Origin of the sequence: Nocardia thailandica NBRC 100428, from assembly GCF_000308795.1 — a bacterium.
GTDB classification, from domain to species: domain Bacteria; phylum Actinomycetota; class Actinomycetes; order Mycobacteriales; family Mycobacteriaceae; genus Nocardia; species Nocardia thailandica.
Window position 1 is genome coordinate 17,260 of record NZ_BAGK01000080.1, and the last position, 13,759, is coordinate 31,018.

Genomic DNA, 13,759 nt, shown 5'->3' on the forward strand with positions numbered 1-13,759 from the left:
GCGCGCCCGCCCGCGGGGTGTCAGCGGCGGTGTGCGGCGGGTTCGTCGGTGCCGGACGGCTGATCTACTATCGGGCCCCGTGGTAGAGACGATGGTGCGGGAGGGGCGTCCGCCCGTCGAGATTTCCGCGGGATCGCGACGCGCCGGTGGACGATGGGCGCTCGTCGCCCTGGTCGCCGGGCTGATCGGGGCGCTGTGCGCGATCGCCGTGCCGTTCCTGCCGGTGCGCGTCGACGAGCCGGTGATCCGGTGGCCCCAGCAGGGCGCGGCCTCGGTCGAGGCGCCGCTGGTGTCGTTCGCCCCCCTGACCTTCGACGCCGAATTGCCTTGCGCCGCCATCGATCAGCTCGCCGTCCGGGGCGGTGTCCTGCTCGCCACCGGCCCCGACGGCGCCCCGGACCTGGCCCGCTACGGTTTCCTGGCGCGGGTGGTCGCGCCGACCGCCGAGGCCGCGGCCCGGCTGGACGTGGTGCTGCGCAACCAGGTGCTGGTGAGCACCCCCGTCGACGCGCTCGCCCCGGGCTGCGTGCTGCGCGTGCACGCCGACGGCACCCGGGCCACCGCCACGCTGTCGGCTCTCGAGCAGCCCGGCACCCCGGTCGTGCTCGACGGCGACTACCGCCCCCAGGTCGTCGGCCTCTACAGCGCCCTGGCGACCGCCGACGGCGCCTCCGCCACCGTGGCCGTCGACAGCCGGTTCTCCTCCACCCCCGGCCCGCTCAAGCGGCTCGCCATCTGGACCGCCGTGGCCGCCACCCTGGTCGCGCTGTGCGCGCTGGCCCGGCTGGACCGCCTCGACGGCAGGCGGCTGCGCAGGCTCGTCCCGGCCCGCTGGTGGCGGCCGACCCCGCTGGACGCCGTCGTGGTCGGGATCCTGGTGCTCTGGCACTTCATCGGCTCGACCACCTCCGACGACGGCTATCAGTTCGGCATGGCCCGCACCTCGGGCAACGCGGGCTACATGGCCAACTACTTCGCCTACTTCGGTGTCCCCGAGAACCCGGTCGGCACCCCCTATTACGACCTGATCCGGATCCTGTCCGAGATCTCCCCGGCCAGCCCGTTCGTGCGCCTGCCCGCGCTGATCGCCGGCATCCTGCTGTGGTTCCTGCTCAGCCGCGAGGTGATCCCGCGCCTCGGCGTCGCCGCGCGGCACGGCGCCGCCGCCCGGTGGACCGGCGCCCTCGGCTTCCTCGCCATCTGGCTGGCCTACTGCAACGGCCTTCGTCCCGAGCCCCCGGTGGCGCTGGCCCTGCTGCTGACCTGGGTGTCGGTGGAACGCGCCATCGCCACCCGCCGCCTGCTGCCCGCCGCCGTGGCGATCCTCGTCGCCGCCTTCGCGCCGACCGCGGGCCCCTCGGGCCTGATCTGCGTGGCCGCGCTGCTGGCGGGCCTGCGTCCCGTCGCGCGGATCGTGATGGATCGCGCCGCCGCCGCGCCGACGACCCGGGGCCGGCTCCTGGTGTACGCGAGCCTGCTCGCGCCCGCGGCCGCCGCCGGACTGGTCGTGCTGGCCGTCGCCTTCGCCGACCAGCCGATCGCCGCGATGGCCGAGATGCAGCGCGTGCACCACATCGTCGGGCCGGACGTCCCGTGGTACCAGGAGTACCTGCGCTACCAGTACCTGCTCCAAGGCGAGGTCGACGGCTCGCTCGGCCGCCGCACCGGCGTGTTCGCGATGATCGCGGGCATCGTGATCTCGGTACTCGTCCTGTTGCGCAAGGGCGGCCGCATCCCCGGCGTCGCCGCGGGGCCGGCCCGCCGGGTGCTCGGCACCGCGGTCGGCGCGCTGCTGCTGATCATGACCACGCCGACCAAGTGGACCCACCACTTCGGCGTCTACGCGGGCATCGCGGGCGCGGTCGCCGCCGTCACCGCGCTGGCCGTGGCGCCGCGGGTGCTGCGCGGCCCCCGCAACCGGGCGCTGCTCGCCGCCGGGGTGGCGTTCCTGCTCGCGCTGATCTTCACCGGCACCAACGGCTGGTGGTACGTCTCCTACTACGGCATCCCGTGGTGGGACAAGCCGCCGGTGATCGCCGGGATCGCGCTGTACCGGGTCTTCCTCGCGATCGCCTTCGCCCTGCTCGCGGTCGCCGCCTACTGGCAGGTCCGCGCCCCGGAACCCGGTACCCCGCACCGGGTCTCGCGCACCGCGTGGCGCGTCACGGCGGTGCCCGCGCTGAGCGTGGCGCTCGCGCTGGTCGTGCTGTGGGATCTGGCGATGTTCGGCAAGGCCGCGGTCAGCCAGTACCCGGCGTTCTCGCTGGCCCGTTCCAACATCGCCGCCGTCACCGGCGACACGTCCGGCCTCGGCGGGCAGGTGCTGGTGGAGACCGACCCCAACGTCGGCCTGCTGACCCCGCTCTCGGGCGATGTGTTCGGCGCGTTCGGCGCCTCGGCCACCGGGTTCACCCCCGGCGGCGTCGCCGAGGACCTGCGCGCCGACGTCGAGGAGGACGCGGCGGTCGGCAGCATCGCCGAGGCGCTCAACAGCAAGGTCGGCGGCGAGGCCGCGGCCCGCACCACCACCGCCCTGCCCTACGGCATGGACCCGGCCCGCACCCCCATGCTCGGCAGCTACCGCGCCGAGGGCGTCGCCGAGCTGACCACCGGGTGGTTCCGCCTGCCCGCGGACCGCACCGGCATCCTGGCCTTCAGCGCGGCGGGCCGGATCCGCTCGGTCGACGCCGACGGCGTCGTCACCCCCGGCCAGCAGCTCGAACTCGAGTACGGCACGGCCGATTCCGCGGAGTCCGCGGCGCCGCTGGGCCGGGTCACCCCGATCGACATCGGTCCGGCCCCGTCGTGGCGCAACCTGCGGGTGCCCTTCGCCGACATCCCCGCTCAGGCGGACGCGGTCCGCCTGGTCGCCGTCGACCGCGACCGCAATCCCAAGCAGTGGCTGGCCGTGACCGCGCCGCGCGTGCCGCGCACGGTCACCCTGGACGAACTGGTCGGCTCCTCCACCCCGGTCCTCAACGACTGGATGGTCGGCCTGCAGTTCCCCGACCAGCGCCCCTTCGGCCACCACGACGGCATCGCCGAGGTCCCGTCGTACCGGATCCTGCCCGACCGGCCCGGCGCCCAGATCACCAACCTGTGGCAGAGCCACGAGGGCGGCGGGCCGCTCGGCTGGACCGGCATGCTGCTGCGCGCCACCCCCATGGCCACCTACCTGAACAACGACTGGCGCCGCGATTGGGGTGAGCTGCAACGGTTCACGCGCCTGGACAGCTCGGCCGTCCCGGTCCGGCCGGAGGTGTCGGTGCGGACCCACGGCGGCCTGTGGACGCCGGGACCGATCAACACCACCTACTGAGGTCCGGCCCGGCGCTCAGCGCTGGGCCTGCCACGACCCCGCCGCGATACGCACGGCGAGGTCGGGCAGGTCGGCGCCGGTCAGGCCGGGGTAGCCGTGCAGGAGCGCGCGCCACCGCGCCGGGACCGCCGAGGCGCCCCAGCGGGCGCCGAGCAGCCCGCCCGCGATGGCGGCGGTGGTGTCGGTGTCGTTGCCCGCGCGCACGCAGGCCTCCAGCGCGCGCGGCAGATGCTCGGGCCCGGACGCGTCGGTGGTGGTGATCGCCCACCACGCCGTCTGGAGGGCGTGCACGACCCAGCCGTTGTTCGGGAAGTCCTGCGGCGTCCCGTGTTCGGCCTCGTCGAGCCGCGCGGTCCAGTAGTCACGCAGCGGCGATCCGGCGACGTAGGCGCGGACACCGTCGAAGCTCTCGGACAGGACCGCGTGCCGGATGGCGGAGGTCCACAGCTTGCAGGCGTCGACGGCGTGCTCGTCGGCGTGGGTCAGCAGGCCGATCCGTCCCGCGGCCGCCACGCATTCGGCGTCGTCGTCGAGGTAGGCCAGGGCGACCGGCGCGGTCCGCATGAGCGAGCCGTTGCCGCCGGTGCGCCCGTCCAGCGACAGCGCCCGCGTCTGCATCTCCCGCGCCGAGGCGGGGCGGGCCGACAGGACCCGGCGGGTCTGGTTGCCGATGTCGGGTGGCTCCGAGTCGTACCAGCGCACGAAGCCCGCCGCGACCGAATCCAGGTCGATGCCCGGCCCTTTCGCCGCCGCGAGCGCGACCGCCAGCGCCATCGAGGTGTCGTCGGTCCATTCGCCCGGCGCCCAGTCGAACGGCCCGCCGCCGATCATGTCGATCGTCACGTCCGGCCCGGGCGTGGTGAATTCGTACCCCGCGCCGAGCGCGTCCCCGGCCGCCGTGCCGACCAGCACCCCGGCGATGCGATCGGACAACATCGCATCCTGCATCGATCCAGCCCTTTCACCCGGAGGACAACCCCCTGACTGTATCCCCGCCGCCCCACCACACCCACGCGCCTCGCCGGACCGCCGCCACGCCGCCGTCACACCCCTGCCCACGCCTCAGCAGGCGACCCGCACGAACACCCGCCGCGTACCGTCCCCGTTGTCGCGCACGACGACCCACCGCGCGGGCAGCCGCGTCGTCTCCCCGACGGACGCGTAGCCCCCGCCCCCCGCCAGCAGCCCCGCGGCCGCACCCTGTGTCCAGTAGTTCTGCGCCCAGTACTTCGGAAACCCGGGCCCGAACGCGCCCAGCCCCGAACCGGTCCGGAACGCGTCGAGGTCGCCCTCCGGCACGTCGGCCACGACCTCGTAGATCTCGTCGCCGTGGAACACATAGGCGTCGTTCTCGGCCACGATGACCGGCGTGCGGGGGAAACGGATTCCGCCGCAGCGCGCGACCTCGTCGAGCACCGATTCCGTCGCCGAACTGCATCCTGTGGCCGGCGCCACAACAGCTGAGGTAAGCAGCAGAAGTAGTGAGCAGAACCTATGACGGGCTCTCACAAGGCTCCCCACCAGATCCTCGCGACCGCGTCGGGGTCGCTGTGTACGGCAGAGTATCCGACGAAGCAGCGCGTTGCCACGCGCCGTGGCCCGGATGGTACTGCCCCGGATCAGCGTAGCGCCGCAAGCTTCCGCGTCCGTGCCACGGCGTCGGCGGAGAAGATCAGCAGGGCCAGCCAGATCAGGGCGAAACCCGCCCAGCGGGACGGGGGCATGGGTTCGCCGACGACGAGGACGCCCCAGGCCATCTGCAGGGCGGGGGTGAGGTATTGGAGCAGGCCCATGGTGGACAGGGGGACGCGCCGGGCGGCGACGGCGAATAGGAGCAGGGGGACGAGGGTGACCGGGCCGGTGGCCGCGAGCAGCCCGAAATGCGCCGGGCTGGAGGCGATCTCGCTGTGACCGGTGACGACGAAGCCGATCGCGACGACCAGGGCGATCGGCGCGGCGACCAGGCCCTCGGCGGCGATGCCGCGCAGCGCGTCGAGCCGGATGACCTTCTTCACCAGCCCGTAGGCGGCGAAGGAGCAGGCCAGCACGAGCGCGATCATCGGCGGCCTGCCGTAGTCGACGGTCAGCACCGCGACCGCCGCCGCGCCGAGGGCCAGCGCCACCCACTGCGGGCGGGTCAGCCGCTCCCGGAACAGCACCACCCCGAACGCGACCGTCACCAGCGGATTGACGAAGTAGCCCAGCGCGCACTCCACCACCCGCCCGACCAGGACGCCGTAGACGTACACGCCCCAGTTGATCGACAGCGCCAGCGAGGCCGCCGCGGCCAGCCGCCACGTGCGCGCGTCGATGCCGCGCAGCCCGCCGAGCCGCCCGGTGACGGCGAGCACGCCGAGGACGACGACCAGCGTCCACAGGATCCGCTGCGCCACGACCTCGGCGGGCGAGGCGAAGGCCAGCAGCCCGAAGAACGCGGGGAACATGCCCCAGATCAGGTACGCCCCCGCACCGAACGCGACACCGGGCGTGGACGAGCTGCGCAGCATTCGTCCCACGTTACGGGGTCCGGGAACGTGTCACGGACCTCACCGGGGCGAGGGCGGTGACGGTGAATTCCGGGCCGTGCATAGCATCAATGCGGCCGAACGATGAACGAAACCTGAGGACGTGTGTTGACAACCGGACACCTTGATCGCTGGAACGCTCAGGAAGCCGCTGCGGAGGCGATGATCCCCATCATCGGCACCCTCTACCGCGACAAGGGCGTGACGATCCTGCTGCACAGCCGATCACTCGTGAACAAGTCGGTGATCAGCATCCTGCGCACCCACCGCTTCGCCCGCCAGATCGAGGGCGAGGAACTGTCGGTGGACGAGACCCTGCCGTTCCTGCAGGCCCTGAGCCACCTCGACCTCGGCCCCTGCAAGGTCGACCTCGGCCGCCTGGTCACCGCCTACCGCGCCGAGGGCGCGGGTCGGTCGGTGGCGGAGTTCACCGCGGCCACGCTGGCCGAGGTGATCGGCGGCGACGCGCCCCACGCGCAGGGTCCGCGCGACGTCGTCCTCTACGGCTTCGGCCGCATCGGCCGCCTGGTCGCCCGGCTGCTCATCGAGAAGGCGGGCTCGGGCAACGGGCTGCGCCTGCGCGCCGTCGTGGTCCGCAAGGGCGGCGACGAGGACCTCGACAAGCGCGCCTCGCTGCTGCGCCGCGACTCGGTGCACGGCGCTTTCAACGGCACGATCAAGGTCGACAACGACAGCAACACGATCACTGCCAACGGCAACGTCATCGAGTTCATCTACAGCGACGACCCGACCTCGATCGACTACACCGAGCACGGCATCGCCGACGCGATCCTGATCGACAACACCGGCCGCTGGCGCGACCGGGCCGGGCTGTCGCAGCACCTGCGCCCCGGCATCGCCAAGGTCGTGCTGACCGCGCCCGGCAAGGGCGACATCCCCAACATCGTGCACGGCGTCAACCACCGCGCCCTCGACCTGTCGCAGGAGATCTTCTCCTGCGCCTCGTGCACGACCAACGCGATCGTGCCCCCGCTCAAGGCGATGGACGACGAGTTCGGCATCGTGCGCGGCCACGTGGAGACGGTCCACTCGTTCACCAACGACCAGAACCTGCTGGACAACTACCACAAGGCCGACCGTCGCGGCCGGTCCGCGCCGTTCAACCTGGTGCTGACCGAGACCGGCGCCGCGTCCGCGGTCGCCAAGGCCATGCCCGACTTCCAGGCCAGGATCACCGGCAACTCGATCCGCGTGCCGACCCCGGACGTGTCGGTCGCGATCCTGAACCTGCAGCTGAAGCGGGAGACGAGCCGTGAGGAGGTGCTCGAGTACCTGCGTCAGGCGTCCCTCGAGGGGCCGCTGAGCCGCAATCTCGACTACACCGCGGCCACCGATGTCGTCTCCAGCGATTTCATCGGCTCCCGCGCGGCGGCGATCATCGACGCCAACGCCGCCATCGTCGAGGGCGACACCGCGATCCTCTACGTCTGGTACGACAACGAGTTCGGCTACTCGTGCCAGGTGGTGCGGACGGTGCAGTACATCTCGGGCATCGAGTACCCGACCTACCCGCCGGAGACCGCGCGGGTCCCGGAGCCGGTCGGCGCCGACGCGTCCTGACCCGGTCCGGGCGCGGACCGCGGCCGGACCGCCGGGCGCGCCCGGCGGTCCGGTGCCCGTCCGGCGGCGGTCACCCGCGCTTCGGCCGCCACAGGTCGGCGCCGTTGCGCGCGCCCGCCGCGATCGCGGTGCGCCACCACGGGCGGTGCGGGTCGGGGGCGCGGCCCGCGCCCATGCGGTGCAGCTGATCGGTGTGCCACTGCAGGTCGAGCAGGCTCTGCACCGGACGGAGTTGCGGCAGCCTGCCGCCGAGCGGCACCGTCACGGTGTGGCTCGGCAGCCGGTCGACCCGGCCGTCGAGGACCGCGCGGGCCGCGTCGGGCAGCAGGCAGGCCGGCCTGCCGAGGCCGATCAGATCGCAGTCGCCGGAGGCGACGGCCTCGGCCATGGCGGCCGGGGTGCGGAAGCCGCCGGTCACCGCGACCGGCACGTCGGCGGCGATCTCGGCAACGGTGCGCGCGTACTCGAGGAAGTAGGCCTCCCGCGCCACCGTCGACGCCGCGGCCGTGCCCATCATGGCGGGCGCCTCGTAGGAACCGCCGCTGATCTCGATGAGGTCGACGCGCTCCGCGGTCAGGGCCCGCACGACCTCGCGTGACTCCTCCTCGGAGAACCCGCCGCGCTGGAAGTCGGCCGAGTTCAGCTTCACCCCGACCGCGAATCCGGGGGAGACCCGGGCCCGCACCGCCCGCACGATCTCGAGCAGGAAGCGCCTGCGGCGGACCGGGTCCCCGCCCCAGCCGTCCTCGCGGCGGTTGGCCAGCGGCGAGAGGAACTGGGTGACCAGGTAGCCGTGCGCGCCGTGGATCTGCACGCCGTCGAAGCCCGCGGACTCCGCGACGGCGGCCGCGGTGGCGAAGCGCTCGACGATGTCGAGGATCTCGGGCTCGGTCAGTTCGCGCGGCGTACTCGCCCCCGGCACGCCCGCGGCGATCGCGCTGGGGGCGACCGGGCGCACGCGCCCGAGCGGATTCGACTGCCTGCCCGGATGATTGAGCTGCATCCAGAGCGCGGTCCCGGTGCCGGCGAACACGCCCGCCCAGCGGCGCAGCTGCGCCAGGTCGCGGTCGTCCTCGATGACGACGTTGCCGGGCTCGCCCAGGTGCCTGCGGTCGATCATGACGTTGCCGGTCACCACGAGCCCGTAACCGCCGTCCGCCCACCGCTCGAACAGCCGGACGAGGCGATCGGTCGGCCGGTTGCGCGCGTCGCCGAGCGCTTCGCTCAGCGCCGACTTCATCAGCCGGTTGGCCAGGACGCCCCCGCCGGGCAGCTCGACCCGGTCGGAGAGGGTGCGCTGGGCGATCGATTCGGTCATCGCAGTGCTCCCGCGGTGGTGGTGACGGTCCGGGTGGGTCTCGGGGCGAGCGCGCCGAGCAGGCGGGTGGCGACTCCGGCGAAGATCCGCTGGTAGTGCGGGCCGAGCAGGCGCACGGCGGCGTCCATGGCGACCGCGTCGTACCCGACGAGGACGCGGGTTCTGCGGCCGCGCACGGCACGCAGGATGGTGCGGGCGGCGGTCTCGGGGCTGGTCGGGGTCAGCTTCTCGGTGAACAGCGTGCGCAGCGCGGTCATGTCGCCGCCCGTGCTCGAGGTCGCGCTCGCGACGATGCCGGTCTTCACGCCGCCGGGATGCACGCACGTCACCCCGACGGGGTGGCCCGCGATGAGCATCTCCTGGGCGAGGGCCTCGGTGTAGCCGCGGACCGCGAATTTCGCGGCGTTGTAGGAACTCTGGGTCGGCACCCCGAACAGGCCGAACACGCTGGAGATGTTCACGATGTGGCCGTCGCCGGAGGCGATGAGGTGCGGCAGGAACGCCTTGGTCCCGTGCACCACGCCCCAGAAGTCGACGTCCATCACCGCCTCGAGGTCGGTGTAGGGGGTCTCGTCGACGGTGCCGAACTTGGTGATGCCCGCGTTGTTGATCACCAGATTCACCGCGCCGAAGTGCTCGGCGACGGTGTCGGCGTAGGCGTGGACCGAGGCGCAGTCGGCCACGTCGAGCACCTGCTGATGCGCGCGGCCGCCGCAGAGTTCGGCGGTGCGGGCCAGGCCCTCGGCGTTCACGTCGCTGATCGCCACCCGGGCGCCGCGGGCGGTCAGCTCGATCGCCAGCGCGCGCCCGATGCCCGAGGCGGCCCCGGTGATCACGGCGACTCTGCCGGTGAAGTCCTTCATCGTGTCTCTTCCGATCGGGGAGTGCGGTCCCCGTCACGCTAGTTACCGGTCAGTTGCATTACAAGTCAGCTGACTGGAAATCCACCCTGGGTAGGATCCGGCGGGTGAGCACCCTGTCCCGCACCCAGTCCGAGCGCCGCGCCGCGACGGTCGACGCGCTGCTGACCGCGACCATCCAGGTGCTCATCGACGGCGGCTACGCCGCGCTGACCACCCGCAGGGTCGCCGAGCGCGCCGGGGTCAGCCAGGGCGCCCAGCAGCACTACTTCCCGACCAAGAACGCCCTCGTCGACGCCGCGCTGCACCGGATGGTCGAGGAACTGGCCGCCGAGGCCGTGGCCACCCCGCTGGTCGCCGAGACCGAACGCGACCGCGCGGCCGAACTGCTCGACCGCCTGTGGGACCTGCACAACCTGCCGATCTGCCCGGCGGTCATCGAACTGCTCAACGCGGCCCGCACCGACACCGAACTCGCCGAACAGGTCGTGCCCTCGACCCGCGCGGGCATGGCCGCCATCCAGTCGATCGCCGCGGTCTCGCTGCCGACCTACGCCGCCGTGCCGGGCTTCGCCGACTTCATCGCCGTCGCGGTGTCCACCGTGCGCGGATCGTCCACGCTCATCGCCATTCCCGGGCTCGGCGACCTGCACCCGCCGTGGCCTCGCGTGCGCGCCATGCTCATGCAGGTCCTCGACGGCCTGCTCGGCTGACGGCCGCGTCGCCGCTTGTCGGGTGCGGCGCCGGTGTGCATACTTGGCCCATGACATCTCGTCGAAAGGGCGTTCTGCGCCCGGGCCGTTGAGCCGCCCGCCGGTCCACGAACCGGCTTCCCGTTCGTCCTTCTGGCCGCGTGTCCGCGCTTTCGCCGTGCCGCCCGCCATGATCGCCACCGCCACCGCCCGCCGCCGCGCAGGCGACTGGGCCGGGGCGTGCGCGGCGGCCGGTGTCGACGTCGACCTCGATCTGCGTGCCCTGGCGCGCGCCAGGGGCACCGCCCTCGCCGCCGCCGTCCGCGCCGATCTGCGTCACCTGGCCCCCGACCTGCTGCGCTGGCATCTGCCCCGCGTGGCGCCCGACGGCCTGCTGCGGCCGGGCCTGACCCTGGCGCTGGCCGGCTACGACCCCGGCGAGAACCCGGTCGGCGGAAGGGATTCCCTGCACCTGGTGGTCCGCACCCCGCCCGCCTGGGCGGCCGCGGGTCAGCGGATCATGCTGACTCTGTGGGACGGCACCGCCCTCGGCTCGGCCGCCCGGCACCCGCACCCGCGCCCGCACCGTCGCCACCGCCTCGACCTGCACCGCCACCTCTGGGACGCCCGGCGCGCCCCGGAACTGCGAACGCGTTCCGGCGCAGCGCATCTCCTCGCCGGCGACCCGGCGGACCCCGGCCTCCCGGTCACGCTGCCTCCCGGCTGCGCCGTCCACCGCTGGGCCGCCGAAGCCGCGCTTCTCCTCGCAGCCCCCGGCACGTCGCCGGACAGTGCGAACGCGGCCGTCCCCGACCATCATCGGACCCGGTTCCTGGTGCGCTGCGGCGCGCGCCGCCGCCTGGTGTTCGCCCTGGACACCGGCCCCGTCGGCTCGGCCGCCCCCACGCTGCGGCTGGTCACCACCCACCCCCGCGGCGCGATCTCGGCCCTCCCGATCCTGCCCGACGCGGCGACCTGGAACCTCCCCGACCTGGACCTCCTCCGCACCGGCGCCCTCTCCCTCGAGCACCTGCACCCCCTCGTCGCCCAGGCCCTCGGTCCCGATGGCGACGCGCGCGGTTCCGCCGGCCGCGCACCCCGCGCGGGCGACGGGGCCGATCCCGTGGAATGGGTGTCCTGCCGGGGCGCCGACCACCGGATCGGCCCGGTGGACGGGGTGCTCGCGGCCCTCGACCACGACCCGGCCGAGATCCGGCGGGAGGAACTGCTCGCGGCGCTGACGGGCACCCCGCTGCCCTGCCTGCGGGCGATCGACACCGCGCACCGCAGGCCGGACTGGCTCACCGGCGTCCGCGAGCGCCTCGACCACGGCGACATCGCCGGCGCGCTCGCGGTCGTCGAACGCATGCTCGGCCCCGAGGCCGTGCTGCGCGACGGCCCCCTGCGCGACGCCCTGGAAACCTGCGCGCGCCAACGGGTCACCTACGGCCTGTTCCGCGCCGGCCTCCCCGCGCCCGGCGCCGGCCCCGACCACCCCGTCCACCGCCCACCGCGCCGGACCCGGCGCACCCACCCCCGGCGGGCACCGCTCCGCTGAGCGACCGGCCGACGTAGCCGGGCCGCCAACCGCCGGAGTCGGCCCCGCTCCGACCGCGCATCACCACGGGGAGGTGGCCGATCGGGATCGGCCTCGCCCGCGGCCCCCGACCACCCCGCGCCTTCGCCGGGGCGCTGGCCGCGACGGTGCTGCTGCATCGCAGGCCGACCCGGCCTCGCACCAGGTCACGACCCCGCCACGCGTCAGCCGATGCCCCGTCCGCCGTCGACGTTGCTCCCGGCCCGGCGGACCCGGCCGGCAACGCCCCACCCACCACCAGTTCCGAGTCCGACGCCGCGGTCGCGCCGAGCGACTGCCCACACACCCGAGGTGATACCCCATGACCGACAACACCCCTGATTCCCCGCTCGACGTCTCCGCCGGCCTGCTGGCGCTGCTCGGCGACGTCACCACCGAACCGCGTCCCGATTCCCGGCTCGAGGCGCTGATGCTGGCGGTGGCCGCCGATCTGCCGGTGCTGCTGTGGGGTGAGCCCGGGATCGGCAAGACCGCCGCCCTCACCCAGCTCGCCGACTCGCTCGGGCTGCCGCTGACCACGGTGATCGCGAGCGTGCACGAGCCCTCGGACTTCTCGGGTCTGCCCGTCCTCGGCGCGGATCCCGCGAACCAGGGGGTCCCGATGGCGCCGCCGGAGTGGGCCGTCCGCCTCGCCCGGACGGGGCACGGCCTGCTGTTCCTCGACGAACTCTCCACGGCCCCGCCCGCGGTGCAGGCCGCCCTGCTGCGCCTGGTCCTCGAACGGCGCATCGGCGCGCTGCGGCTCCCGGACGGCGTGCGGATCGTCGCCGCCGCCAACCCGCGGGCCTCGGCCGCCGACGGCTGGGAACTGAGCGCCCCGCTGGCCAACCGCTTCGTCCATCTGCCGTGGACCCACGACCACGAGGTCGTCGTCCGCGGCCTCGGCGGGACCTGGCCGCGCGCGACCCTGCCCCGCCTGCGGCCCGAGAAGCTCACGGATTCGGTCGCGTTCGCCCGCCGCGCGGTCTGCGGACTCCTCGCGGCGCGGCCCAAGCTCGCGCACCAGATGCCCGGCACGGAGACCCGGCGCGGCGGCGCCTGGGCCTCGCCGCGGACCTGGGAGATGACCGTGCGGCTGATCGCCTTCGCCGACGCGGCGGGCGCGAGCCGCGACGTGCTGTCGATGCTGGTCCGGGGCACCGTCGGCGACGGCCCGGGCTTCGAGCTGCTCACCAGCATCGACCGCATGGACCTGCCCGATCCCGAAGCGCTGCTGGCCGATCCGGCCGCCGCCGAACTGCCCACCCGCGGCGACCTGCGCCAGGCCGCCCTCGACGCGGCGGTCGCCGCGGTGCGGGCGCGCCCCGATGCGGCCCGCTGGGACGCGGCCTGGGCGCTGCTCGTGCGCGCGGTCGAGACCGGCGCCCCCGACCTGGTCGTCGTCCCGGCGACAACCCTGGCCACGCTGCGCAGGCCCGGCTGGGACGTGCCCGCCTCGATCGAGCGGCTGGCCGGCCTGGTGTCGGTGTCGCGGGTCGCCGACAGCGCCGCGGACCGGGTCGCCGCCGGGGTGAGCCGATGAGCACCCGCGAGCTCGACCACGAGAAGCTGTGGGCCGCAAGGCTGTACGCGGTGCGTGCCCGGCCCTACCTCGCGACGGCCCTGTACGCGATGCGGCTCGTCGCGGCGCCGTCCGTGCCGACGATGGGCGTGGACCGGCACTGGCGCTGCTACGTCTCGCCCGCGTTCGTGGCCGACCGGCCGGTGGAGGAGCTGGCCTCGGTGCTGGTGCACGAGGTGTCGCACCTGCTGCGCGAACACCACCGCCGCGGTGAGCGTTTCGCGCGCGAACACGACCTGTCGGGCCCGGCCGAACGACTGCGGATGAGCATCGCCGCCGACGCGGAGATCAACGACGACGCCTTCG

11 protein-coding genes are annotated in these 13,759 nt (G+C 73.9%); 6 read left to right on the top strand and 5 right to left on the bottom strand.

From position 1 onward, the window contains the following. Nucleotides 1–91: 91 nt before the first annotated feature. The gene (locus tag ON36_RS08605; protein WP_052313775.1) at nucleotides 92–3,319 is read left to right on the top strand and encodes an arabinosyltransferase domain-containing protein; all 3,228 of its coding nucleotides are present in this window, start codon (nucleotides 92–94) and stop codon (nucleotides 3,317–3,319) included. Nucleotides 3,320–3,334: 15 nt separating this feature from the next. Here ON36_RS08605 and ON36_RS08610 read toward each other — a convergent pair whose 3' ends face one another. The 3 genes from ON36_RS08610 to rarD all read right to left on the bottom strand — a co-directional run bounded on the left by ON36_RS08610 (nucleotide 3,335) and on the right by rarD (nucleotide 5,826). After that, nucleotides 3,335–4,255, bottom strand: a complete 921-nt coding sequence (locus tag ON36_RS08610) for an ADP-ribosylglycohydrolase family protein (RefSeq protein WP_245558006.1) — start codon at nucleotides 4,253–4,255, stop codon at nucleotides 3,335–3,337. 126 nt (nucleotides 4,256–4,381) lie between these two features. Continuing rightward, nucleotides 4,382–4,735, bottom strand: coding sequence for a hypothetical protein (locus ON36_RS08615; RefSeq protein WP_043650065.1), 354 nt, complete (start codon nucleotides 4,733–4,735; stop codon nucleotides 4,382–4,384). Between the two features lie 203 nt (nucleotides 4,736–4,938). Further along, nucleotides 4,939–5,826 carry an EamA family transporter RarD gene (rarD, locus tag ON36_RS08620; protein ID WP_043650067.1) on the bottom strand — a complete coding sequence of 296 codons (888 nt, stop codon included), beginning with the start codon at nucleotides 5,824–5,826 and terminating at the stop codon, nucleotides 4,939–4,941. A 126-nt stretch (nucleotides 5,827–5,952) separates the two neighbouring features. Here rarD and ON36_RS08625 point away from each other — a divergent pair, with 126 nt between their 5' ends. Next, nucleotides 5,953–7,425, top strand: coding sequence for a glyceraldehyde-3-phosphate dehydrogenase (locus ON36_RS08625; RefSeq protein ID WP_083885004.1), 1,473 nt, complete (start codon nucleotides 5,953–5,955; stop codon nucleotides 7,423–7,425). A gap of 70 nt (nucleotides 7,426–7,495) precedes the next feature. Here the strand turns inward: ON36_RS08625 and ON36_RS08630 are convergent, their stop codons facing one another. Beyond that, a complete protein-coding gene (locus tag ON36_RS08630) occupies nucleotides 7,496–8,743 on the bottom strand; it encodes an NADH:flavin oxidoreductase/NADH oxidase family protein (protein ID WP_043650069.1) in 1,248 nt (415 codons plus the stop codon). Further along, nucleotides 8,740–9,606, bottom strand: a complete 867-nt coding sequence (locus ON36_RS08635) for an SDR family NAD(P)-dependent oxidoreductase (protein WP_052313777.1) — start codon at nucleotides 9,604–9,606, stop codon at nucleotides 8,740–8,742. The genes ON36_RS08630 and ON36_RS08635 overlap by 4 nt, the downstream gene beginning before the upstream one ends. Before the next feature lie 104 nt (nucleotides 9,607–9,710). Here ON36_RS08635 and ON36_RS32645 point away from each other — a divergent pair, with 104 nt between their 5' ends. From ON36_RS32645 to ON36_RS08655, 4 genes are all read left to right on the top strand, one after another. Continuing rightward, nucleotides 9,711–10,316: a TetR/AcrR family transcriptional regulator gene (locus ON36_RS32645; protein WP_052313778.1), complete on the top strand. Its 606-nt coding sequence runs from the start codon at nucleotides 9,711–9,713 to the stop codon at nucleotides 10,314–10,316. Between the two features lie 157 nt (nucleotides 10,317–10,473). After that, nucleotides 10,474–11,853, top strand: a complete 1,380-nt coding sequence (locus ON36_RS08645) for a hypothetical protein (RefSeq protein WP_306306903.1) — start codon at nucleotides 10,474–10,476, stop codon at nucleotides 11,851–11,853. Between the two features lie 340 nt (nucleotides 11,854–12,193). Beyond that, complete coding sequence (locus ON36_RS08650; protein WP_043650076.1) at nucleotides 12,194–13,414, top strand: AAA family ATPase; 1,221 nt, start codon at nucleotides 12,194–12,196, stop codon at nucleotides 13,412–13,414. Then, nucleotides 13,411–13,759 (top strand): DUF2201 family putative metallopeptidase (locus ON36_RS08655; RefSeq protein ID WP_043650079.1); only part of this gene is annotated, 349 nt, incomplete at its 3' end. The genes ON36_RS08650 and ON36_RS08655, both read left to right, overlap by 4 nt.

What these genes read in the sequence shown, in the direction of transcription:
- ON36_RS08650 (WP_043650076.1), top strand. Translation starts at nt 12,194, where the DNA reads ATGACCGACAACACCCCTGATTCCCCGCTCGACGTCTCCGCCGGCCTG.
- rarD (WP_043650067.1), bottom strand. Translation starts at nt 5,826, where the DNA reads ATGCTGCGCAGCTCGTCCACGCCCGGTGTCGCGTTCGGTGCGGGGGCG.
- ON36_RS08605 (WP_052313775.1), top strand. Translation starts at nt 92, where the DNA reads ATGGTGCGGGAGGGGCGTCCGCCCGTCGAGATTTCCGCGGGATCGCGA.
- ON36_RS08630 (WP_043650069.1), bottom strand. Translation starts at nt 8,743, where the DNA reads ATGACCGAATCGATCGCCCAGCGCACCCTCTCCGACCGGGTCGAGCTG.
- ON36_RS08610 (WP_245558006.1), bottom strand. Translation starts at nt 4,255, where the DNA reads ATGTTGTCCGATCGCATCGCCGGGGTGCTGGTCGGCACGGCGGCCGGG.
- ON36_RS08635 (WP_052313777.1), bottom strand. Translation starts at nt 9,606, where the DNA reads ATGAAGGACTTCACCGGCAGAGTCGCCGTGATCACCGGGGCCGCCTCG.